The sequence below is a fragment of the Eudoraea adriatica DSM 19308 genome (assembly GCF_000382125.1).
GTDB lineage: Bacteria > Bacteroidota > Bacteroidia > Flavobacteriales > Flavobacteriaceae > Eudoraea > Eudoraea adriatica.
The window spans coordinates 64,644-87,702 of sequence record NZ_KB907547.1 but is presented as its reverse complement, the minus strand read 5'-3'; the positions used below and the strand labels follow the sequence as shown (position 1 = coordinate 87,702).

The window sequence follows — 23,059 nt, the reverse complement described above, 5'->3', positions numbered from 1 at the left end:
GAGCATCCTTTTGTGGAAATAAGCAGGGAAGTATCTTATAAATAATCGCAACAAGTTTCATTCTTTAAAGATATTGGCTCACTTTTAAATGAAATATAGGAGTTAGGCCAAATGTTTTTGCCTTGGATATGGCAGGTTAGTTTAGAGCCCTTCTAATTGTTTATTGTAATCCTCCTCATCGAAATTGCCTTTAGACTCTTTTATGAATTGGTTTTCGTCTAAAATCCATTCTTCAAATCCACTAATTTTCACTTTATTCCCTGTTCCGTTAGGCCCCGTATTTGTTCCGGTAAGCGTCCAATGAAACCGGGTCTTATCCGCTATGGGTACTAAACTGTCCATTGTCACAATCATATCAGGAAAAGCATCCATAAATCCTTTTGCAACTTTGGTTATTTCCGCAGTGCCCCGGGCAGCTGCTCCCTTGTTTACCTGCAATGATCCATCTTTGGCAAAATAAGAGGCCACAAATTCAGGTCTTTTGCTACACCATGCCTGCGCATAGCTTCTGGCAAAAATTTCCAAGTCAAATTTCTTTTTTTCTTCGGCTATCGGATTTACAGTAAAGGAAATATTTAAAAATTTCCAAATTCCATTTTCCTTTAAGAGGGTAAAATGGTTAATCTCGCGGGTTTGTGGAATTCCAAATCGATGAACGATAGCATCACCTCTTACAAAAGCCATTTGGCTTTCACTTACCAGGATGTCGTAGTCACTTATTATTTCGCAATAGGGCAAAGGAATACGATTTTTGACATTTTCGAAGTAGTCATAAATAGTGATCACAGAACTAGACCAATCCCCGTCTTTTAAGCTACTTATTCCAAGGTTTGTATTATCAAAAACTACCTTGTCCAAGGCTTCAAGGTCATAGTTGCCGGCAGCAATCAATAAGTTGTCTACAGCAGCTTTTATTTCAGCTTCTTCCTGTGTCCAGGTTGGTTCTGTGGTCTCAGGTGCAGCGGCCTGTGTTGCATCAGAATTCCCGGGTTTGGGTTGGCAGCTCAAAAGGAAGATTGGAAAAAAGAAGAGAATGCATATAGAATTTAGATGAGTATATTTCATAAATATAAAAATTTGAATTTACGCCTAATTTTCCAGTCTTTGATTTATTTAAAATTAAGAAATTTTTAAAGTCAGGTTTGATGTAAAATGAATGTGCTGCATATACGAGATGTTAGCCCGTATAGGGCAATTGTATCACAATCCCATGTCCCGATATATTTTCCACTGCCCGTCTTCCTGTTTCCAAACCAATAAATATTTACCTTCTCCTTTTAAATTACCTTTGCTATCCTTCATTTGGTATTTCCCTGTTTCAAATAAAAATTCATTATCCGTGGTAAGTGAAGTTGTTGCAAATAGCAAATTGGGCATATCATTCTCAATGGAATAACGTATCTGCCTGCCCCATGATGAGAGAATATCCTTTCCTTTTGATGTGCCAAAGTAAGCTCCTTTTGCATACATATTGTACAATGCCAAGGAGTCTCCCTCAAAAAAATGTTTTGAGAATTGTTTGTCAAGGCTATCAACCAGCACCCGGGCTTTAATCAAATCTATTTTCTCCTGTTCAGTTGCTTGTCCGAATATCGCAGAAATTGAAAAGAGAATAAAAAGGTACCGCAGTGTTTGTTTTTTCATGTTATATCTGGTTTTTATTGTTGTATTCCGGACAACTTTAAACGAATGAAACCCAGGTTCTCTATATGTGATGCAGGGTATGTTGTTTTTTAATTCAAATAAGCACTGAATTCAGTTTAAGTCAATATGGTATCCCGGATTCTTTCTGTCGTTTGTCTTCCGAATTTTATAAATTTATAGAGCGCCAATTCACACAAATATAAGCGAGAAGATGAAAAAACCAGTTAAAATCACCCTAATCACTTTTACATCACTACTAGTTCTAATTCTTCTGTTGGCATTAGGAGGTTGGATTTGGGTAAATTCATCTTTCCTCAATTTCGAAAAAGAGTATGCTGAAAAAACTGAGATCAATGAAATGACCATTGATGGATACCGGTTTTTGGATAGAAATGGCAACGGGAAACTTGATATTTATGAAGATGAACGCAGAACCATTGAAGAAAGAGTTACAGATGTCCTTTCTCTGATGACACTGGAGGAAAAAATACATTTACTCAAAGGTTCGGGGCTCGCATCGGCGATGGGCAGGGTTGAGCCTGGTGAGGGAATTGCCGGGGCTGTGGGCACCATCGTTCCAACTCCACGATTAGGATTGCCAACCATTTATTTGTCTGACGGACCTGCAGGATTGCGAATAGAACCCCGTCGTAAAGGAGAAGACAAAACATATTTTTGCACTGCTTTTCCCATTGGTACATTGCTGGCTTCTACATGGAATACGGAATTAATACACCAGGTAGGTAATGCAATGGGGCAGGAAGCTCTTGAATACGGAATTGATGTAATCCTTGGACCGGGAGCCAATATAATGCGACATCCTTTCTGTGGTAGAAATTTTGAATATTATTCAGAAGATCCTCTTCTCACAGGCTATATTGGAGCAGCCATGGTCAATGGCATAGAATCCAATGGCATAGGCACATCTGTTAAGCATTTTGTAGCGAACAATCAGGAGACCAACCGCAATTTCAATGACGTGATTGTTTCAGACAGAGCGATGCGGGAAATTTACCTCAAAGGCTTCGAAATCATCGTAAAGCAATCGCAACCCTGGACGATCATGTCTTCTTATAATAAAGTCAACGGCACATATACATCAGAAAGCAGGGATCTTTTGACCGGTGTTTTGAGGGATGACTGGGGGTTTGAAGGATTGGTCATGTCTGATTGGTTTGGTGGGAATGATGCAGCTGCTATGGTAGGTGCCGGCAATGATTTGTTGGAGCCCGGAACCAGGAAACAATGGAAAGCCCTGCTAGAGGCTCATGAGAATGGTAATTTAACCATTGAGGATATTGATACTTCCGTTAAACGAATCCTTAAGTTGGTTTTTGAATCAAGAAAAATGCAGAATTATCAATACGGGAATAACCCGGATTTAACGGCACATGCTGAAATTGCACGCTTGTCGGCCTCTGAAGGGATGGTTCTTTTAAAAAATGAGAACACCCTTCCCATTCAGAAATCAAAAAATGTCGCTCTTTTAGGAGTCACCTCCTACGATTTCATAACCGGAGGAACGGGTTCCGGAGATGTCAATGAAGCGTATATTGTATCACTGGAAGAGGGCCTGAATAATGCAGGTTACGAAATCAATGCCACAGCCAGCAGTCTTTTTGAAAACCACAGAGAGGCCAATTCCAAAGAATTTGTGCGGCCAGAGGGGATTAAAGCCATGTTTACCCCCTATATCCCACCTCAAATTATATATACTTCAGAGCAATTAGATCAAATAGCTGCAGAAACAGATTTGGCTATTATTACAATTGGCAGGAATGCCGGAGAAGGGGGAGACCGCGTTGAAAAGGACGACTTCCTTTTATCGCAACAGGAGCAAGATATGATTACAAGAACTTGTCTGGCCTTTCATGAGGCAGGTAAAAAAGTAGTAGTAGTACTGAATATCGGAGGCGTAATAGAGACGAATTCCTGGAAAGAACAACCAGATGCCATTTTGCTTGCATGGCAGGGTGGTCAGGAAGGTGGAAACGCAGCAGCTGATGTCCTAAGTGGCAGGATAAACCCCAGCGGAAAGCTTCCAATGACTTTCCCGATAAATTTGGATGACCATGCTTCAAATGCCAACTTTCCTCAGGATGGGGAACCTTTGAAAATAACTGATATGTTATTCGCAGATGAGGTAGATGAAGAGGATAGGGTTAAAAACAGGGATTTTACTATCTACGAGGAAGGCATTTATGTTGGGTACCGGCATTTTGATAAAGCTAATTTAAAGGTGTCCTATCCATTCGGATTCGGGCTTTCCTATACTAATTTTGAATTTAGTGATATGGCTGTTGCTGTTGAAAACGATAGCATCCATGTACAACTCAAGGTTAAAAATACAGGCGATAAGATAGGAAAGGAAGTTATACAGCTCTATGTTTCAAAGCCCGGCACTTTAATAGATCGTCCAATTCAGGAACTGAAGACTTTTGTTAAAACCCAAAACCTGGAACCAGGTGAGTCAGCAGACCTGGCACTTAGTATTCCTATTACAGATTTGCGCTATTGGGATGAAGATAAATCTGATTGGGCCCTGGAAAAAGGCAGCTACACTATTCAGTCAGGCACTTCCTCACGGGATATCAGGGTATTGCAGGAAATAGAAATTTAGCTCTTTTTCACGGCAGTATTTATTTTGGTTCAAGGCCCATGACGTACTAATAGCTTCCATCCAATAGATTGGCAACATTATTAAGGTCCTCAAGTCTTTCCTCCGAAATCAAAATATAACCGTTCATTACAGCATTGTAGGATTTGTAAATGGTCGTATTATTTTTCTCCAAGTACTTTTTTCAAAAACATTATTCCTATTTCATCGGCTTTGTTGAAGAAGGAAAACATATAACCATTAGCCGATGTATAGGGCATGGTTTTGCCTTTTCTATTAAAGCTTTCACAGCTAGCGCCTAATTAATCATATAGTTCTAAGTTTTCTTTCCACATGTTTATTGTGCTTTCCTAATTGGAATAAAGAGTAAAAAAATGTGCGGTATCCTTAATATCCCCTAATCCCAGGATCCAGCACACTTCGGAAAGGTCTGAGAAATCCAATCCTCCAGCCGCAATCGCTTCATTGTTGTAGCGACCATCTTTACCATTGTATTTATTTCCTAGGTTAATAGCAAGCTGCCATATTGCAACCAGCTTTGGGTCTGTAATTTTATCTTTCCAGTTTGTATAATCCGGGGTGCGAAATCCCGGGGTTCCGTTTCCAACGGCATTACCATCAGGGATTTTATGATAGGTAGTATTTTTCTTTACGAATTCCAGGTTTTCGGGTGCGGTAACTTCTTCATTCCAATCGCTATGCTGAACCACATGAATACGTTGCGAAATGTTTAATTCTGGCAGATCTGCCTGAAGCTCTTTTACAAGTGCAGCGGTAAAATCGGATTGACCAGCGTCTGCTATCCAGATATCGCCCTGGCTTGCAAGGGTTTTTTTAGCCAGTACTTTAACCCGAGCCACAGCACTTTCTAAATTTTCATGTGCGTCTGTCCAGTTTTCCCCAAATGCCAGCCTGAATAGATCATTGGGTGGCACATACAGCCCTTCCTGAATGCCATAGGTACCTGCAACTGCATGATAGTTAACTTTCTTAAAAGCGGGATCGGACATAAGTGTAATAAAGGCAGCTACGGAATGTAGATCATCCACATCGGTTTTGCAATCGTAATTAACTAAAAGCAGGTCTTTTTCTATGTTGAAGTTTCCTGCTTCTAAAGAACTTAATGTTATGCTATAGCTTTTTAGAGGTGTTAGAATTATGACCAGTGCAAAAAATAGTAATGTTTTAAACTTCATTTCTTTTGTGTTTTAAATGGTTTAGTTCCCTGAAAACCTATTGTTTCTTTATGAGATGCTCTTATTGTGATTTTAATCAGATAAAAATTCCCGAATGTCATTCGATAATTTTAAGAAATCAGGTTCGTGCGTGTACATCATGTGTCCTGCTTCATAATAGGTCATTTCTATCTTTTCTCTGTCTATCCCATTGCGCGAATAGGTATACTCAGCATCAAAAAACGGACAAATCAAATCATAATAACCACTAGCAACCATCACTCTCATTTCCGTATTCCGCCGCATCGTCTCTGCCAGTTTTCGGGTAACATTGACAAAGGAAGGCTCCCATTGTTCTCCTTCCGGAATAGGTCTCCATTTCCAATTTTTGTAGACCTTATCATTGGAAGTAATATAAGGTCGATCCATACTTACGTTTAGATCGGAGGACAAATAATGATTTAGTGAAGCGGTATAAGCCCCGCTAATCTGGTAACTTGCCGGGTCTCCCAAATGTGGCCCATCAGTTAAGGCATCTACTTCCTCACCCATAAAACGGCCATCTAACCGGCCAATGGCCAGACCCCTGTCTGCAAGTAATTCTTTTTGAAATCGGGGCATTAATATTCTTAGATCAGACTTTAGTATATACCCCTTGTCGAGCCCGGTAAAATAGCTTAGTCTTTCTGCAACTTTGTTTTGTTCGGCTTCACTAAGCAATGAACCTTTGTATAGCGCAGGCGCATATGAATCATAGGTGTAGTTTCTGCATTCATCAATAAATGATTCAAGCGATTTTCCTTGCCCTGCTTTTTTATGGTACCAGGCGGTTGCAGCCATACTGGGCAAGTACGTCAGATAAGAGGTTATATTGTCGTGAACAGATGTTGAGCCCGCATAATCCAGGGCTTGGGAAATAAGGATTAAACCATTTAATGACATGTTCTGACCCCCTTCTTCCAGGGCATTGGCTACAGCAGCAGCCCTTACCGTCCCAAAACTTTCACCGGCAATATATTTAGGTGAAAACCAGCGATTATTTTTTGTTACCCATTGTCTTATAAATTTGGCGATAGAATTAGCATCTTCATTTAAACCCCAATAGTCTTTGACTTTACCCTTGCCAATGACCTGGCTGTAACCGGTACCTACCGGATCTATAAAAACAAGGTCTGTCAAATCAAATAATCCATTTTTATTATCCATTAAATTATAGGGTGCGGCTCCATCATCTTTTTTTGCATCTGACTGTACTTTTACCAATTTGGGACCTAGCATTCCCATATGCAACCACACCGATGCCGATCCGGGACCCCCGTTAAAAACAAAAGTAACAGGTCGTTTGGCAGGATCGCTTACTCCTTCCTGAATATAGGCTACAGACCATATGGAAGCTACTGGTTCTAAGGAATCATTTTTTAAATAGGTCTCTGAGGCAACAGCCTTATATCTGATTATTTTACCTCCGTTAGTTATTTGATGATTGGTCACAAACGATTTTGCTTCCGGTACTGGTTTTGTAGTCTCTTTCTTTTCCTGGGCAGAAACGGAAATTGAAAACAGCAGAATTATGGAAAGGATATTTAATTTCATTACAGCTGGTATTATAGTTTTTTCAAATATAGTTGATTAAATTCTTTAGAGTTACGCTCGCTGAACTATCTTATTTTTTGAGAATGACCTGTTCAATAGGATAAACCGTGTCCAAAAGCACCTTGCACCTGGCAAATCTTTGCAGCGAATGCAGCAGCTTCGCTGAGGGCATTTTCAATCAAAGAGTCTGCTGAATCACTGCCATTGGTTTTACCTTTGAAATAGGAAATCAGGAATCCGCTAATGAACGCATCTCCTGCTCCGAGCGTGTCTGTTGGTGTCACGGCCAGGGGTGTCTGTCTAAACCAGGATCTTCCATCGAACAAAATTGCTTCCCGGGGCCCACGAGTGGCCACGGCCATGGTACAGCCCCCATTCACGGCTTCTTCAAGAAGTTCTATTGCTGCTTTTTCGACCCATTCGCTACAGGAAAAAAACCCAATGTCGATATACTGGCATAGCGATAACGCATAGTCCCTTTCGAAGTCATCCGAAAAGTCGTAGCTGATCAGGGGATTAAGTTGTTTCATTTTGCTTAGATAGAGGTCAATATGGCTATATGTGCCCGTATGCACAATTGAAAACGATTGCAGGTAATCGAGATCATCAAATATGAATTCCATTGGCACAGATTTGCTGATTCCACCTTCATTTGATGAAATAAAAACTCTCTCCCCGTCTTCGATTTTCAAAATGGCCTGTCCGTTTGGTCCGTCAGCAATGCGGCAATGGGAGGTGTCTACGCCTATGTCGGCGAGTGTTTGCTGCACATGCTTAGCGCCGTCATCGCTTCCAAAAACACCAATATATGCAGAGTCACAGCCCAGCATTGACGCATATACCGAAAAGTTGAGGGCATTGCCCCCCGGAAACATGGTACGAATGTCAATGTAATTGTCCACTACATTGTCTCCGATACCTATAACTTTCAATGTTCCATCCCCCATTATCTTCATTAATATTCAACTTTACCCATATAACGCCGCGTTTCAAGTGGATGATTACGAATTTTGGCTAAAGCTTCCCGGTAATCACAAAGTACACTGTAGAACAGGATTGGATTGAAAAATTCGACAACGGATTCGGGAAGTATGCCAATACCCAGCTCTTTGGCGTCTAATACTACATAATTCCTGGCATAAGTTTTAAGGAAAGTGATCACCCTCAGATCCAGTGGCCTGGTGCGACCTTCATTGACCAAGACAATGAAATTGGTTTTTTTGTCTGTAACTTCGAAAGGACCATGAAAAAACTCACCGGAGTGAATCGAGCTCGCGTGCAGCCTTTGCATTTCCATAAGCGAACAGATGGCAAAACCATAGGCGTGTCCGTAGCTTGCCCCACTCGACAAAATATAGAACAATTTCTCATTCTGATAAGTCTCTGCAAAGGACTTTGCCCGATCGCCTGCTTTGCTACGTGCTTTTCTTATAACATCGTCTATCTTTAGAAGCGCCTCCTGGAATTCGTTGTAATTGGCATACCCTTCTGTTTGCTGTACTATTTCGAGACAAAGTGCCAGGGTAATTGCCATCGGATTATTTTTAACACTGGATTCATCTCCCCACTCGTATACAATATTGTGATCGGTATAATTAGCAATCTTCGATGATTTATTGTGGGTCATTGTAACAGTGAGAGCGCCGGCTGCCTTTGCCACTTTCGACGCTTCAACAGCCTCCGGTGTATCCCCGCTATGGGAGCAAAGGATGACAACAGATCGTTCGCCAAGCACCTTTGGCACGGCATGAACAAATTCGTTGGCCGTATAGAGTTCAGAGCGTAACTGACAGCTTTCACTGGCCAGGAAGAATTTAGCAGGGTAGAGGTCTACCAGAGAACCTCCGCAGGCGACTAAAAATACTTCTGACATTTGAACATCTTCATCCGCTTTCGCTGCGAGCATTTGGATTAGGGCATCGGTATACAAGTTCATTGAATTCATAAAATGTAATCCTGATAGTATCTTGTGTGATTAGCTGATTCGTTCTTAGTAAAAAAAAAATCATTTCTTACTTACTGGCAAATGTCTTAATAAATTTTTAAGTAATTCCTCTAAATTACATTGACTTTGCTGCGGTGTTTTTAGACCTTCAGTAAACAGAAATGGTCAACAAGATCATGGTTGCGATCAATAGTAGAAAAAGGAGCGGCATCATAAATTGAAGCCACTTATTGAACCCGATTTTTACGATGGCCAATGCTGCCAGTATTAAACCGGTAGGATTAATTAAATAAAAGAGGCCCATTCCATATTGATACGTATCAACGATAGTCTCTCTTCCTAAATTTACAGTATCTGCCAATGGCGACATAATTGGCATGGTTAAAACTGCCATCCCGGTAGATGAGGGCATGAAAAAGGATAGACCCCCATAAATATAGAGCATGACATTTGCAAACACCCCTTTGTTCATCCCTTGTGTTATAGTACTTGCATGATATAAAATGGTATCACTAATAAGTCCATCTTCCATTAAAATGGTTACACCGCGGGCGATACCAACAATAAAGGCAACGCTGAGCAATTCAGCCGCCCCTTTTGCAAAGGCTTCCACAAAAACAATTTCTTTGACCTTTCCAATAATACCAATAAGGATTGCGCCTAAGAGAAATGTGGATGTCATTTCTACAAACCACCAGTCTAAAAATGACACCCCAACGATCATCACGATAAAACACAATGAAAATACAGTGATAATGAGTCTCAGCCTGTTTGTGAATTTTGTGGTAGTATTCGCATCATGTATTCCAAACAGCTTCTCCTGAGCTTCTTTTTGATCAAAAATAAGAGACCTGGATGGATCGTTTTTTACGCGTTTTGCATATCGAAGAATATAAACAATAGTAATGGTCAGGCATACCAGCAGCATAATTATGCGATTGTTAAGCCCTGTTGTCCAGTTTATTCCTGCGGCATCCGAAGCAATAATAGTTGCAAACGGATTCGTGGTAGAACACATTGATCCAATTCCAGAGCCCAGGAAAATGCAGGCAAGCCCAACCATTCCGTCATATTTTGCTGCTAGGAATACTGGAATTAAAATAGGGTAGAAGGCCATGGTTTCCTCTGCAAGTCCGAAGGTTGTGCCTCCGGCTGCAATAAGTGTGGTTACCACAACGATTAAAATATATTCCCTGCCTTTTAAAATTTTTGCAAGCCAGGATATTCCGGCATCAAAAGCTCCCGTGAGGTTCATAATCCCAATTAAGCCCCCTATGATAAGGATTAAAAAAATGATGTCTGCTGCTGCGATTATTCCCTTTACAGGCGATTTTACCAGGGCTCCAAGGCCTTGTGGGTTTGGTTCCAGTTCTTTATAAGTGTCAGGAATGCCAATAGGCTTATAAATATCACCATTTGTAAATTTTTGAATAGGAATTTTAATGTTGAGGTTTTCAAGTGTTTCCACTGTTGCCGGCAATTCTGTACTTTCTTCTAAACTTGTTTTTGTGAAGGTATTGCTTGTGGCATTGTATGCCAGGCTATCGTATTTTCCTGCAGGAACCAACCAGGTTAAGATTGCTGTAAATACAGCTATGAGTATAAGTATGGTCTGGGCCGTTGGAAATTTAAGTTTTTTCATTTATCGTACTATTAAAAATTCTTATGCCGGCTTTTGTGGGCATTACGGCTAGCCATTTATTGCATAGGTTTTTTATAATTCCTTAACTACTTTGCATGGATTTCCCAGGGCCAATACATTGTCGGGAATAGTATTGGTAACCACACTTCCGGCACCAATTGTTACATTATCTCCGATAGTCACATCCGGGTAAATAATTGAATTTCCGCCTATCCATACATTGTTGCCTATTGTTACCGGTTTTGCAGAGGTTAGATAAGCAGATTCTTTTCCATTTTCAATTATTCTTTTTGAAGCTTCTAATGGATGGCTTGCCGTGTAAATTTGGACATAAGGTGCGATAAGTCCATTTTTTCCTATGGTTATTCTGTTATTGTCCAGGAACATACAATTGGTGTTGATAAATGTGTTGTCTCCAATTGAGATATTTTCCCCATAGTCACAGAAGAAAGGGGCTTCGATCCAAACGCCATCACCTTTAAATTCAAATAATTCATTTAAAACCTGTTCTCGTTCGGCCATTAATTCAGAATCAAGATTGTTATAGACCTTTAAAAGTTTTCTTGCCTGATGGTAAATTCTTATCAATTCGGGATCTCTTGAATTGTAGTAATCCCCATTGAGCATTTTTTCTTTTTCCGTCATTTTATCATTTGTCAGATGTTGGCATTAGTTATTTTTTAAATACTGTTACCCCCTTTTTAATGGTTTCAATTACTTGTATATCCTTTATTTCATCTGCCTTAACTTTCAAAGGATTTTTATCCAGAATTACTAAATCAGCTAGTTTTCCATTTTCGAGGGTTCCCTTTTTGTCTTCCTCAAAGTGCTGGTATGCAGACCATATGGTAATTGCTTTTAATGCCTCATAAGGGGTTAATCTTTCATCTTCCCCTATCACTTTTCCAGAACGGGATGTTCTCTCTACAGCGGTCCAAAGCACGCGCATTAAACTGGGTAGGGCAACAGGCGCGTCTGTATGTATCGTAATTTTAACACCTTTATTTAGTGCTGTTCTTACAGGACTAATTTTGTTGCCAAGTGAATCACCAATTAATTCTTTGTGCCAATCGCCCCAATAAAAAGTATGCAACGGGAAAAGTGATGCTATCATATTCATCTTTTTGGCTTCATCCAACTGGTCTGCCCTTATATATTGACCATGGATGATAACATCACGCCTACCTTCATTGCCATATTTTTCATTTAAAGGTTTTAATGTCCTTATCATTTGGTCAACAGCAGCATCTCCATTAGTATGAGACAAGATTTGCCAGTTATTTACAAACGCTTTCTCATAAATTGAGGATAAGATGCTGTCATTGGGGATTGCAGGATATCCTTTATAGTCTTCAGGCATTCCATCCGGTGGTAGCAAATATGGTTGGGTGCGCCATGCTGTTCTACCCTGGGGCGAGCCATCCAGAGTGACTTTCATGCCACCAATTCTATATTTGTTTATGTATTCTTTGCTATTCCATTTACTATTCATGTACTTATCCACAAATAGATAGTCGATATAACTAACAACATCAATTTTTAGTTTCTGACTGTCAGCCATTGTTGTCAAAAATTCATGGTTTTGCATGGCACGACCTTCCTGGGCAGTCGTATACCCGTAAGATAAAGCCATTGCCTGACCTGCCTCAAAGAATTTTATGCCGGCCTCTTCTGATTTGGGCCCTATTGCCTCCAGCATATATGGAATTGCCGCCAATTCCTCCAGTACACCGTTAGGTTCATTGGAGTTCTGCTCTCTTCTAATAATACCACCTTCCGGGTTTTTAGTATCAGCGTTTATCCCCAATTTTTCAAGCCCTTTTGAATTAACGACAGCAAAATGCCCTGAGATGTGGGTTATCATAATTGGATACTTGGTACTTATTTTGTCCAAGTCGTGTTTTGTTGGAAACCTTTTTTCCTTAAGAACTGAATCATCAAAGCCGGTACCAAAAATCCAGCCCGTAAGCTCTCTGTTCTGGGGTGTGTTCCACTCTTTCATAACAGAAATAAGTGTTTCTATGTCATCTACATTGGCATCCGGTGAGGCCAGCAATTGTCCGCCTATGGCCTGAGCACCAAAAGTAGCAAAATGGCAATGCCCGTCTATAAAACCCGGAACAAGGGTTCTCCCTTCAAGGTCAATCATTTGGTGCCCTGCGCCAGCTACAGTCATTGCTTCAGAAGATGAACCTACAAAGCTGATTTTGCCATCTTTTACCACAAGTGCCTCGGCATAATCAGGCGCTTGCCCAACCATGGTAATAATATCGCCGCCAAAATATACTTGCGCCGTATTTTCTAAGTGTTTTTTATCAGTGTCCTTGCAGGAGAATAGAAAGATGACTCCTAAAATCAGCAGTAAGTTTTTCTTTGTATTCATTTGTTTGAATTTATTTTTAATCATTGGTTTGGCTAAACCTGGTTTTTTCGTATTAAGGCTTTGTTGGTAATAGCATTTGATTAATCCTCAATAAAATTAGCCTCCCAGGGACCTATACCGGTAAGCTGAATAATTGTATTGGAATCGGCCCAAACGGAGTGAATCTCATTTCTGGCATTTACGTAATAATCACCCGGTCCGAATTCTTTTGCATCTTCTCTGGTGGCATCCTTCCCAAAAGCAACATAGGCTTTGCCTTGCAGAATAGTGGCACGTTCGTCTTTGGGATGTGTGTGAGGGGGCATAATAAATTTTCCATTTACTTTGAAACGCACAGTAAAAAGGTCGTTGCTTTTTGGGCTGCCTTCCATAACAGCCATTTCGCAACCCTCGGGCAAGTTGGGCGGACATGGTTTCCATTCAATGTCTTTGGCATAAACCACATGCTGAACAACGCCCTCAGGGAACTGCATTACTCCAACCTGGGTAGATGATTGTTTGCAGCCTGTTAGGGCTAATACTGAAATACAAACGAAATAGATTAATGTATTCTTCATTTTATAAAAGTTTAGTTTATTAATTATAATTATTTTCTTCTTACCTACAATGTAAGCATAAAGGCTATTTTCCTGTCCGACCGGCAGGCGGGAATACCGCTAAACCCCTCCTGGGATTTCGTATCTATCTTTTTCGTTTATAATGATTCTGAGTTATTTGATTCAAAAATGTCTTAGTTTTTACCAATTCGAATTTTAGCTCATTTGGAAGCTCTGAAAACAAAGATGAGCCACCACCCAATACTATCGGAATTATTGTAATTGTCATTTCGTCAATTAAATCTGCTTTAAGAAAATTTCTTATTGTAGCACCACCATCAATGTAAAGACGATTATATCCTTTTTTATTAATCTGCCCGATAATTTCACCGGCTGTTCCTTTTATCAAGTAAGCTTTTTCCCTGTGACTTTCAGGTATTTCATTTAAAGTAGTACTCAATACGAATACGGGCTTTTCATACGGCCAATCAATATCAAAGCTGCATACTGTTTCGAATGTTGCCCGACCCATTACAAGAGCATCAATATTGCTGATGAATTCCACATATCCCATATCATTATTATCGGGATTTGGTATGGAATGAAGCCAATCTATTCCGCCATCTTTGTCTGCGATGCAACCATCAATACTTGTAGCAATAAATACACTATTCTTTTTAGTCATTTTTTTAGCGATTATATATGAATGCCACCAACCCCGTATATAATTTCCTCCCCGGCAAACCTGATGAACCTGTCCACCTCCGGAGAATTATCGCCGTTGTTGTTTAATAGCAAGATTTAGCTCGTGACTATATATAGTTTCAAATATATCAAAATGTTGAATGATGTATGGAAAAATAATAATTACTCCGGTAGTCTGCTCTTAACTAGTGCTATTTGCCCCATATGATTGGCAGAATGCTCTAAAATATGAAACCACGCCCAATGGTTGTTTACCCCTTCATCTATATTTGCAGCAAACCATGCATCATCTTTGGTTTTAAAACCTTCGAGTGTTTCCTTCCGGACCTGATCCCAAAGGTCCAAATAATATTATATGGGTTTTCCTTTTAATTTGTCTCTTGATTCATCTCCCAAACCTCCGGCAACTTCCCAAAATTCCGCTTCTTCATCAGTCCAGCTGCGTTCTTCCAAAGTTTCAACCCGGGTATAGGATTGGGTGGCCACTATAATACCAATTTGAGGGGTATATCCTTTTCAGGTTTAATTTCATATTGCACCATTACTAATGAGATTGAAAAACAAAAAACTAATAAAGTACAGTCTTGTAAACGGGCTATACCAATGGTTTATATTCATGGTTATGAGCCTTCAATTATGGTTCTAATTGATTCAGCACAATGTTTTTATACCAAATTTCATAGGGCCCTCCGGAATGTGCCTGCAGGCATATATAACCGTTTGAAGGTACATTGCCTTTCTCAGTGTATTTGGCCGTTGTAACTCCATTGATTTTTATTTCAATATCCGGGCCATTAGCCTTGATTTTAATCTCATTCCAATCAAAAGGATCAATAATTTCCTCCATAAGTTCTTTGTCAGCTACCTTAAAAAATATGACAGGGAAGATATCTGGTCTTGGGTATCGCTTAGTATCCGGCCTGTTCTCATCTACAAGGCTGCCCCAAAGCGGATAAAGGCCGGTTGTATCCTTCGGTGTAAAATCAGAAAATTGAGCAATTGCAGTGGCATCAATATATCCTATGTCGGCCTGGTAGCCCATTACCTCATTAGAATTGGGCACGCGTTTAGCTCTGAAGCTTATGCCCCCATTAGTATTTATGTCGTTCGCAATAAATTTAGCAGATAATCTCAATTCAAAATTTTCATACTTCTGTTCCGTACACAAGTAGTAACTTTCATCAATTGGGTTTTTTAGGTTACCACCAACTATGGCTCCCTCTTCCGCTCTGAAAATAGTATTTGACCCTTCCCAGCCTTCAAGCGATTCCCCATTAAACAATTTAAGTTCGTCCGAATTCCCGCAGGAAATAAATAATAAAATAGAAAAAAGGAATCCAATGGGATTTAAAATGTTTCTTATCATTATTTAGGTTTTGTTGTGGCTAATAGTTCTTGTTTGATTAAAGAAAAATCAATCGGTAACATTTGAAGACGCTACCTCCCGATGAAGTCTCCAGGTACCATCCTTACCTTTTTTTAAGATGGCTAAAAAGCTATCTTTCAATTCAACCACATTTCCTTGACTATTCGTATAATATACACGACTAATACCAAGGTCATATGCAATACTGTCTGATGCAATTATTGTTTCTATAGGGGACATGATAATACTGTCGTAAGGGAAAGGACCTTGGTTTTTACTTTCCTTGTACATTTCCATCCAATCGCTGCTTCCGGGTGAAATGATCTTAATGTCTGAAGTCGCGATTTTACCCATGGTTTCACCATCACCTTCTTTTACGGCTTTCATGAATGTCTGACGTGTTTTTTCTATTGATGCCAATTCTGCCTGAATATCAATAGTACCAGAATTTGAAGATTCTAATTCCCCTTTGGCAACCTTTTCATTGCAGGAAACGAGGGTCAGGACAAAAAAAAGAATTATTGGACTTCTCATATTTTAACGTTTTTAAGGTTATTCAAATTTAAAGATTTAATCTAGGAGTATTGGCTTTTGTATTTTGATATTTATTCAGGGAACTGGATCGTAAGCCCTCCCGATAGCTCCTTCTCCATAGTATTACGAAGGAGAAGCTATCGGGAGGGCTTTGCAAAGAAAGAAGCAGATATTTAGTACATTTATTGAGATTTCAATAAAGGACTGGATTCATTTCATGGCTTCGCATGAAATGGGCCTTGGGGGGAGCTTAACCATGCAACTGGCCCTAAACTAACAAGTTGTGTGAAATTTGAAAAATGAAAATTGACAATGAGTTATACTGTAAGATTTGCTAATTTGACGGACAAAGAAAATGTCCTAAAACTTTACAAACGTGTTTCAAAAATAAATGGAGGAATTGCAAGAACTGAAAATGAAATTACTGAAACGTATATTATCAATAATTTAAAAAAATCGATCGATAATGGTATCTCTTTAATTGTTGACAATCCAAATTGTAGTAAAATAATAGCTGAAATACATTGTTATAAATTAACTCCTAGCGTTTTTGACCATGTTTTATCAGAATTGACAATTGTAGTTGACCCGAAATTTCAAAATCAAGGACTTGGTAAATTACTCTTTAAATCTCTATTAAAACATATTGAAGACAATAGAACTGAAATTTTAAGAGTAGAACTTATAGCTAGAGAAAGTAACACAAAAGCAATAACATTTTATGAAAAATTAGGCTTTAAAATTGAAGGTAGATTTGAAAGAAGAATTAATAATGGAACCGAGAATTTTGAAGCAGACATTCCAATGGCTTGGTTTAATAAAAACTACGCACAAGATAGGTAATCGTTGCACAAAGCACTAAAAAATATAAATAGTAATCCAAAAGCTCTTTTTAAGGGGCTTTTGTTTTTGGAAACCCTATTTCTTATTAAAAATTGAAGATGTCCAATGGCCTTATTTGAAGTGATATTAGCCTTTTTGACCATAAAATGGAACGACCCCACTGCCTTGGCAGCACTTTTTACAGTATTGGTAATAAATTTCAAGTACTTCATAAGGTTATAGACCATAGCTGACAGATGCATGACCTTATTGGCCTAACCTATACCCATTGCATTGATCTCTTTGGTTCCCATAAACTGTGTGAGGGTACCAAATACAGGCTCAATAGCTCGCTGTCGTTCACCTTTCATATACTTTCCCCATCTACTGTTTACAAGTTAATTGTTACGCGCATAATCCTCATTATAATATGTTATGGTAATTCGCTTTTCCTGACTCTTTTTTAAACACGCACTATAGATAGGACAATCTAAGCAGATATGTTTGGAAGCTCTATACTCTTTCTTCCTATTCCTGATATAAACTTCATAGAACACATTTTTAAAAGGAATTATCTTGCCCTGTGTACAGACACAATGGTCTTCTAACTTAATTTTAAGCCTAACTGGTGAACACACTTTAATTACTTACAGCAATGACTTAACTTTAGAATGATACTAATTTACACCTCATTACAGGTAACACATATTAATAAATATTAAAAAATTACTAAACCCTTTTATATAAAAGGTTTATAATACTTTACCCTCCTATCAATCTTTTAAATTTATTTTTAACACCTTTAAAAGACACATTTTTTTAACGAGCTCCACCATTTTCTTCTAAAAGTTTAATTACTTTTTGAAAGTCATGTCGGTATGCGTCAGTTAAAGGAGTGTTTCCCCATCTATCTAAAGGATTAACATAAACTCCATGTTTAATTAAATAATTAACGACATTTATATGGCCTTCAGAAGCTGAAAGATGTAAAGCTGTTCTACCATCATAATCTGCTGCATTCAAATTTAAACCATTTGCAACAAGCCTTTTAATTTCTATAAGATCTCCCTCACTTGCGGCCCAGCACAATTTAATTGAATCTTTCAAATTGATATTTTTTAATGTGTCAGGTAAAAATTCTTTAATTGGTATACCTTTTATATTTGATTTCTGTGCATGATGCTTTTCAAGTAGTTGAATAACTTCTTGATGATTTCCCCGATAGGCATCATCCAGTGGTGTACCACCCCATCGATCTTTTGGACTAAGATTCAGTCCTTTTTCTATAAAATATTTAATTACATGGACATGTCCTTCTGAAGCAGCTAAATGAATTGGGGTTCTATAATCGTATTCACTTTCATTTAAGTCAAGCTCATTATTTGCTAATCTTTCAAATTCATCTAAATCACCTTGGCTCGCTGCTGCACACAAACTATTTATACCTTCAATTTTTGTCTGATTTTTTTGAAGTCTCGGATCTTTTTTAGATGAGGAAAGTAACAGATGATCATAGGTGTGAAAATTAAAGTAATTCACCAATTTTGTACAGACAGCTAATCCTTTAACACTATTACCGATTTCATCTAAAGGAGGAGACCAAATAGTTATCCCCATAACGTTAGGAATTACTACAAAAATAGCTCCTGAAACACCACTTTTAGCAGGGATACCAACCTTGAATGCAAATTTACCTGAATAATCATACATTCCACAAGAGTACATGAGCGACAAACAATTTTTAATTGTTTCAGGTTTAAATATTTTTTTTCCAGTAACAGGACTGATTCCTCCATTTGCTAAAGTTGCAGCAACTATTGCATGCTCTTGAGCCGTAACTTCAATGGAGCAACATTTAAAATAAAACTCCAATGTTTTTAATAAATTTGTATTCTCTGGAAATGCCCTTTTTTCTTTCATAAAATAGGCCAAGGCAAAATTTCTATCAGCCGTATCACGTTCAGACATGTAAACTTTATTATCAACTGCAGGCTTAATTCCTGTAATTCTTCGCCACGTATTTAAAACGTGCTCCATTCTATCTTCATCATCCATTGAAGGTTTAATAAGGCTGCACGACATTATTGCCCCCGCATTCACCATCGGGTTATGAGGTAATCCTCCTTTACCAAGTATTATTTCATTAAAACTAACACCACTTGGCTCAAAGCCTACATGTTGATGCACTTTGTTTTCTCCATTTTCTTGCAATGCTAAACAATAATTGATGGGCTTACAGGTCGACTGGATACAGTATTTATCATTACTATCTCCTATGTTGAAAATTTGACCGTCAACTGTACAAATGGAGATTGCGAATTTTTTTGGATCAACCTTTGCTAATTCAGGAATGTAGTCAGCAACATCCCCTTCATTTATTGTATTTACTTCATTATAAATATTCGTAATATCATTACAAAACTCATGAAAATCTGGAATTATCAAATCCCCCTTAATAGTTTTTTCTATAATACCTACATTTTTATATATTAGTTTATTAAAGTCCTCTAAGTCTATTTTTTTTGAATCTTCAAATTCATCAAGAGAATTTACAACTTTTTTAATTCTTAGGTCATTTGATAAAATTCCACAGCGATTAAGTGTTTCGAGTAAATCACTTTTATAAATATATTTTCGATTATGAACATCAAGAGATTTAAAAAGTTGAGTAACTCGGGGATTTAGCTTTACCACCTGTTGTTCGGGTTTATTAACTTTTATTTTTTCTGAAATTTTGACTTTTACCAAACCCTTAGGAATGGTACAATAAAACGCTTTTAAATACTCTGGCAACGATGTGATAGGATAAATCAATCCTTCTTGATCAAGAACATCCTTTATTTTTATTTCTATACAAACTCTACCAAAGCTTTCATATTCTTCCTCTTTATTTGACAAAAAAGAAATTCCTTGCCCCATTTCTGAAGCAATAAATACTTCTGAAGAACCATTATAAATATCAATAATCATATCAGTTGGTTTGGTCTTCGCTTTCAAATACAATTTACCATCAATATTTTTCAAATAATCTTTAGACGTATATCTGTACAATTTGGTCTCTGGGTTAAGCTTGTTTTCCTTCATAAAAGCCAATAATTCTTTCTGTTTCTCCATTTTAAAAATTTTATTTAGTATTTAATATTGTTCAACTCCAATTTAATTTATCACTTCTTAATATATTGATTCAGCTTTTCAACTTTATTTATAACATCTCCTTCTCTTCTTGGAATCAAATGGACATGGCAATGATATATGAATTGTCTATCAATATCCCCATTGTTTATTCCAATATTATATCCTTTGATACTATCCTTTGAGTCTAATAATTTTTTCAATTTATGAACTAGTGAGTTTATTGAATTAACCTTTACTGTTCTCGTTTTACCTTAATTCGCCCCTCTGGAAGAGATACAAAGTAGCCAGATAGATAAGCTGGCAATGAGGTAATCTCATATACTAATCCACCTTGATCAAATACGTCCTTCAATTGAATAGATACACATATTCTTTCATGTTTCTCATATTCGGCTTCTTTATTACTTAAAAAAGACAGGCCTTTTCCAAATTCTTGTGACACGAAAACATATCCTCTATTTTCATAATGATCAATGGCCATATCACTGCATTCATCTTTAGCAATTAAATAATCAACACCAGCTTCCTGTTTGATATAATGAACACCAGTATATCTGAACAATTTGGAATTGCCGGTGAGATTATGTTGGTTTAAAAATTGATTTAATGCTTCTAAATTATTTTTATCCTTTGTCATGGGTATACTTTTAAAATTCAAAATTGTAAACAAATTCTTCCTGTATCCTTGATTCCACTGCCCTAGGGCCTCTTACTTTTCTAACCGATTCTATTGATTCTTTAGCTTTTTTTCCTTTAAACTTTAAGTAAGAGGCTGCCACCAATCCCGAACGCCCCAAGCCACCAACACAATGTAAAACTATTTTTTCTTCACTTTTTAACTTTTCATCAATATAGGATATAAGCTGGCGCATTTCTTCTTCTGAACTTACAAGTTGATCCATAATTGGAAGTCTTTTCACCTGAAAATTATAATCGTCATACTTTTTTAATAAATCACTTACACCAAAATGACTCATTTCGTCATCTGTTATAAGTGGTATAACAGTAGAGACTTCATATTTTTTAAGTTGTTTCAAATCCTCATCAACAGAGCGACTATAGTCCTGACGTCCGGGTAAGATTGTTAAACCAATAGCTCCTTTATCAACTTTTTCGTCATCAATCCAATCTACTCTTAGCTTTCCACCTGATTGAATTCTTTGAGCAATTCTTTCACTAATGTGTCCAGAGTTATAAAGCGCCCATAATTTGTGGAAGTGATTAGATTCAAAGAACATTAAGGTATGTAACGAATATCTCAACTGTCCAATAAGCAACTGAAGTGAATCCCTGTCATGTCCAATTAGAGATGGATAATAAGATCTTAATATTCTCAGGGTTTCATAAGTACGTATAAAACCTGGATGGGTTAAATCAGTTTCTTCAACAGGTTTTAAGGGCTGTGCCAAGTCACGAACATCTAATAGAATTTTTGATAGTTTTATTGCCTCATTTAAATCTTCTTCTCTATACATAGGGGTATAGATGTATAGCAAATCATTTTCCAGCTTTATTAAATCGCGTAACACGTGCCCGTTATGTGTATGGAAGAAATCAATAAGCCAAATATTTTCTTGTGGATCGATCATAATATTGGCTCCATTAAGATCTCCATGGACATAGGAAAAATAGCTCGACCTGTTGTTTAATGGAATCAGGTCCTTAAGGACATCCCTATTGAAGATATATGGGTTTGGAAATTCTTGACCTGTAGGAAGAACAAGGGTTTTATCATCCGCAGATTTACCATAAACTTCTTCTATACGAGGTTTTAGGCGTTCAGCACGTTTAGGATCATGTCCATAATATTCTAGCAAATTAGACTTTTCATACGTACGCGCATTGTAAAACTTACCTAGCTGATCTTTAAATACGATGTCCAAATACTTCCTTGCCTTATCAAGAGGGACACCTGAAGTAAATAATTTATTAAAAGTGGTAGAATTTCCTTTGCCCATAGAGGCATATCGGTATTTTATGCCTCCTCGTCCCTTATAATCAATAAAGTCAGTAATTCTGGGCGCACTATTACCTAAAACAGACTCGACTCGTTCGAAGGACATACGTTCCCTCCCAATTTCTTCTTGTTTTCCTATTTTAAGAACATGAGGTGCCTCCTCTCTTCCTTCATTATCTATACTTTTAGCACCTAGCACTAAATTACCAGAATAGCCACCATCTAAAACAGATAATTCAACAGAGCGTGCATTTCTAAATAAAAATCTAATAATCTTATCATCTGCTTCTGTAACATTGGCTTCCTTATTAAACGCAAGCCTAGGGAAATCATCTTTTGAAGGTGCCTGAATTTCAAAACTCGAATCGTTGCCAGTTAAAAAGCTGGTAAATTCACCAAGTGAATTGAGAACACGAATTCCCAAAATCTTCTGCATATTGTCCAAAGCGGTGTAATGACTGGAAATAGAAGATCCCGCGCATAAAGCAGAACATACGGCAATGTCAAATTGTGGATAGCGTGTTTTTAGGTCATAAGCCAGAAAAGATATTTTACTCTCTGTCATAACACCCATTATTCCTATCCGAATCTTCTCATTTTTATAAGGCGCTAAGATATCCTCGAGTTCGGTATCGACGAAGTCGTTTAATTGCAGGGATTCAATAATGGTTGCTATTCGCGGGTATTTATCCAGGTGAAAAGCAAACCTGGAGCCTTCGGTGTACTGAATACAATGATCCCCATATAATTCCAAATGCTCTCTTTGGTTCTCGTCCTCCGGGTCATGCCAATCCCGTAAATGGATTATTTCCATCTCCTCATCACTTTGCTCATAGGCCCATTTCATGATATTTGACACCGGGCCTTCTTTGGGATTCAACCCCATTAATCGAACAGATTCTTCATAACCAATATGTACCAAATTAGGAATTGGGTCGTACTTACCTATTGGTTTGCAGTAGTCGTTTTGAAGGCATTGAGTAAATAAAATTGATTTAACCATAG

The 23,059-nt window shown here is 38.0% G+C and carries 21 protein-coding genes; 2 read left to right on the top strand and 19 right to left on the bottom strand.

The features are described from left to right. Positions 1 to 141: 141 nt before the first annotated feature. Entirely contained in the window at positions 142 to 1,065 is a 924-nt protein-coding gene (locus tag G504_RS19600) for an ester cyclase (RefSeq protein WP_019668852.1), read from the bottom strand. Between the two features lie 135 nt (positions 1,066 to 1,200). Further along, on the bottom strand, positions 1,201 to 1,644 hold the full coding sequence (locus G504_RS0104005; protein ID WP_019668851.1) for a DUF4440 domain-containing protein: 444 nt from the start codon (positions 1,642 to 1,644) through the stop codon (positions 1,201 to 1,203). A 211-nt stretch (positions 1,645 to 1,855) separates the two neighbouring features. Here G504_RS0104005 and G504_RS0104000 point away from each other — a divergent pair, with 211 nt between their 5' ends. After that, positions 1,856 to 4,264 carry a glycoside hydrolase family 3 C-terminal domain-containing protein gene (locus G504_RS0104000; protein WP_019668850.1) on the top strand — a complete coding sequence of 803 codons (2,409 nt, stop codon included), beginning with the start codon at positions 1,856 to 1,858 and terminating at the stop codon, positions 4,262 to 4,264. 347 nt (positions 4,265 to 4,611) lie between these two features. On the opposite strand, the gene G504_RS0103985 is transcribed toward G504_RS0104000, so the two are convergent. From G504_RS0103985 to G504_RS0103920, 13 genes are all read right to left on the bottom strand, one after another. Then, on the bottom strand, positions 4,612 to 5,457 hold the full coding sequence (locus tag G504_RS0103985; protein ID WP_019668847.1) for a hypothetical protein: 846 nt from the start codon (positions 5,455 to 5,457) through the stop codon (positions 4,612 to 4,614). Between the two features lie 72 nt (positions 5,458 to 5,529). After that, positions 5,530 to 7,029, bottom strand: coding sequence for a S10 family peptidase (locus tag G504_RS0103980; protein WP_019668846.1), 1,500 nt, complete (start codon positions 7,027 to 7,029; stop codon positions 5,530 to 5,532). Positions 7,030 to 7,121: 92 nt separating this feature from the next. Continuing rightward, on the bottom strand, positions 7,122 to 7,985 hold the full coding sequence (locus tag G504_RS0103975) for a PfkB family carbohydrate kinase (protein ID WP_019668845.1): 864 nt from the start codon (positions 7,983 to 7,985) through the stop codon (positions 7,122 to 7,124). Continuing rightward, entirely contained in the window at positions 7,985 to 8,965 is a 981-nt protein-coding gene (locus G504_RS0103970) for an SIS domain-containing protein (RefSeq protein WP_019668844.1), read from the bottom strand. Before G504_RS0103970 ends, G504_RS0103975 begins: the two co-directional genes overlap by 1 nt. A 157-nt stretch (positions 8,966 to 9,122) precedes the next feature. Beyond that, positions 9,123 to 10,616 carry a YfcC family protein gene (locus G504_RS0103965; RefSeq protein WP_019668843.1) on the bottom strand — a complete coding sequence of 498 codons (1,494 nt, stop codon included), beginning with the start codon at positions 10,614 to 10,616 and terminating at the stop codon, positions 9,123 to 9,125. 72 nt (positions 10,617 to 10,688) lie between these two features. Continuing rightward, complete coding sequence (locus G504_RS0103960; protein ID WP_019668842.1) at positions 10,689 to 11,261, bottom strand: sugar O-acetyltransferase; 573 nt, start codon at positions 11,259 to 11,261, stop codon at positions 10,689 to 10,691. A 28-nt stretch (positions 11,262 to 11,289) separates the two neighbouring features. Beyond that, complete coding sequence (locus tag G504_RS0103955) at positions 11,290 to 12,999, bottom strand: amidohydrolase (RefSeq protein WP_026348380.1); 1,710 nt, start codon at positions 12,997 to 12,999, stop codon at positions 11,290 to 11,292. 80 nt (positions 13,000 to 13,079) lie between these two features. Then, complete coding sequence (locus G504_RS19095) at positions 13,080 to 13,556, bottom strand: cupin domain-containing protein (protein ID WP_019668840.1); 477 nt, start codon at positions 13,554 to 13,556, stop codon at positions 13,080 to 13,082. A 124-nt stretch (positions 13,557 to 13,680) separates the two neighbouring features. Further along, positions 13,681 to 14,220, bottom strand: a complete 540-nt coding sequence (locus tag G504_RS0103945) for a dihydrofolate reductase family protein (protein WP_019668839.1) — start codon at positions 14,218 to 14,220, stop codon at positions 13,681 to 13,683. Positions 14,221 to 14,402: 182 nt separating this feature from the next. Continuing rightward, entirely contained in the window at positions 14,403 to 14,585 is a 183-nt protein-coding gene (locus G504_RS19090) for a DUF664 domain-containing protein (protein WP_019668837.1), read from the bottom strand. A gap of 6 nt (positions 14,586 to 14,591) precedes the next feature. After that, the gene (locus tag G504_RS20055) at positions 14,592 to 14,726 is read right to left on the bottom strand and encodes a hypothetical protein (RefSeq protein WP_019668836.1); all 135 of its coding nucleotides are present in this window, start codon (positions 14,724 to 14,726) and stop codon (positions 14,592 to 14,594) included. A gap of 148 nt (positions 14,727 to 14,874) precedes the next feature. Next, on the bottom strand, positions 14,875 to 15,606 hold the full coding sequence (locus G504_RS0103925) for a 3-keto-disaccharide hydrolase (RefSeq protein WP_019668835.1): 732 nt from the start codon (positions 15,604 to 15,606) through the stop codon (positions 14,875 to 14,877). Between the two features lie 48 nt (positions 15,607 to 15,654). After that, positions 15,655 to 16,140 carry a YybH family protein gene (locus G504_RS0103920; RefSeq protein WP_019668834.1) on the bottom strand — a complete coding sequence of 162 codons (486 nt, stop codon included), beginning with the start codon at positions 16,138 to 16,140 and terminating at the stop codon, positions 15,655 to 15,657. Between the two features lie 312 nt (positions 16,141 to 16,452). Here G504_RS0103920 and G504_RS0103915 point away from each other — a divergent pair, with 312 nt between their 5' ends. After that, complete coding sequence (locus G504_RS0103915) at positions 16,453 to 16,983, top strand: GNAT family N-acetyltransferase (RefSeq protein ID WP_019668833.1); 531 nt, start codon at positions 16,453 to 16,455, stop codon at positions 16,981 to 16,983. 798 nt (positions 16,984 to 17,781) lie between these two features. Here G504_RS0103915 and glsA read toward each other — a convergent pair. The 4 genes from glsA to G504_RS19085 are packed head-to-tail and all read right to left on the bottom strand — an operon-like array spanning position 17,782 to position 23,057. After that, positions 17,782 to 20,076 (bottom strand): glutaminase A, encoded by a 2,295-nt coding sequence (gene glsA, locus G504_RS18255; protein WP_019668831.1) that lies wholly within the window; start codon positions 20,074 to 20,076, stop codon positions 17,782 to 17,784. A gap of 50 nt (positions 20,077 to 20,126) precedes the next feature. Then, positions 20,127 to 20,318, bottom strand: coding sequence for an HIT family protein (locus G504_RS20120; protein WP_083930694.1), 192 nt, complete (start codon positions 20,316 to 20,318; stop codon positions 20,127 to 20,129). An 11-nt stretch (positions 20,319 to 20,329) separates the two neighbouring features. After that, positions 20,330 to 20,734 carry a hypothetical protein gene (locus G504_RS0103900; RefSeq protein WP_019668830.1) on the bottom strand — a complete coding sequence of 135 codons (405 nt, stop codon included), beginning with the start codon at positions 20,732 to 20,734 and terminating at the stop codon, positions 20,330 to 20,332. Positions 20,735 to 20,744: 10 nt separating this feature from the next. After that, positions 20,745 to 23,057 (bottom strand): isochorismatase family protein, encoded by a 2,313-nt coding sequence (locus G504_RS19085; protein ID WP_026348378.1) that lies wholly within the window; start codon positions 23,055 to 23,057, stop codon positions 20,745 to 20,747. Between the last annotated feature and the right edge of the window lie 2 nt (positions 23,058 to 23,059).

Excerpts from the sequence above, each read along its gene's own strand:
- G504_RS19600 (WP_019668852.1), bottom strand. The coding sequence starts at position 1,065 with ATGAAATATACTCATCTAAATTCTATATGCATTCTCTTCTTTTTTCCA.
- G504_RS0104005 (WP_019668851.1), bottom strand. The coding sequence starts at position 1,644 with ATGAAAAAACAAACACTGCGGTACCTTTTTATTCTCTTTTCAATTTCT.
- G504_RS0104000 (WP_019668850.1), top strand. The coding sequence starts at position 1,856 with ATGAAAAAACCAGTTAAAATCACCCTAATCACTTTTACATCACTACTA.
- G504_RS0103985 (WP_019668847.1), bottom strand. The coding sequence starts at position 5,457 with ATGAAGTTTAAAACATTACTATTTTTTGCACTGGTCATAATTCTAACA.
- G504_RS0103980 (WP_019668846.1), bottom strand. The coding sequence starts at position 7,029 with ATGAAATTAAATATCCTTTCCATAATTCTGCTGTTTTCAATTTCCGTT.
- G504_RS0103975 (WP_019668845.1), bottom strand. The coding sequence starts at position 7,985 with ATGAAGATAATGGGGGATGGAACATTGAAAGTTATAGGTATCGGAGAC.
- G504_RS0103970 (WP_019668844.1), bottom strand. The coding sequence starts at position 8,965 with ATGAACTTGTATACCGATGCCCTAATCCAAATGCTCGCAGCGAAAGCG.
- G504_RS0103965 (WP_019668843.1), bottom strand. The coding sequence starts at position 10,616 with ATGAAAAAACTTAAATTTCCAACGGCCCAGACCATACTTATACTCATA.
- G504_RS0103960 (WP_019668842.1), bottom strand. The coding sequence starts at position 11,261 with ATGACGGAAAAAGAAAAAATGCTCAATGGGGATTACTACAATTCAAGA.
- G504_RS0103955 (WP_026348380.1), bottom strand. The coding sequence starts at position 12,999 with ATGAATACAAAGAAAAACTTACTGCTGATTTTAGGAGTCATCTTTCTA.
- G504_RS19095 (WP_019668840.1), bottom strand. The coding sequence starts at position 13,556 with ATGAAGAATACATTAATCTATTTCGTTTGTATTTCAGTATTAGCCCTA.
- G504_RS0103945 (WP_019668839.1), bottom strand. The coding sequence starts at position 14,220 with ATGACTAAAAAGAATAGTGTATTTATTGCTACAAGTATTGATGGTTGC.
- G504_RS0103925 (WP_019668835.1), bottom strand. The coding sequence starts at position 15,606 with ATGATAAGAAACATTTTAAATCCCATTGGATTCCTTTTTTCTATTTTA.
- G504_RS0103920 (WP_019668834.1), bottom strand. The coding sequence starts at position 16,140 with ATGAGAAGTCCAATAATTCTTTTTTTTGTCCTGACCCTCGTTTCCTGC.
- G504_RS0103915 (WP_019668833.1), top strand. The coding sequence starts at position 16,453 with ATGAGTTATACTGTAAGATTTGCTAATTTGACGGACAAAGAAAATGTC.
- glsA (WP_019668831.1), bottom strand. The coding sequence starts at position 20,076 with ATGGAGAAACAGAAAGAATTATTGGCTTTTATGAAGGAAAACAAGCTT.
- G504_RS0103900 (WP_019668830.1), bottom strand. The coding sequence starts at position 20,734 with ATGACAAAGGATAAAAATAATTTAGAAGCATTAAATCAATTTTTAAAC.
- G504_RS19085 (WP_026348378.1), bottom strand. The coding sequence starts at position 23,057 with ATGGTTAAATCAATTTTATTTACTCAATGCCTTCAAAACGACTACTGC.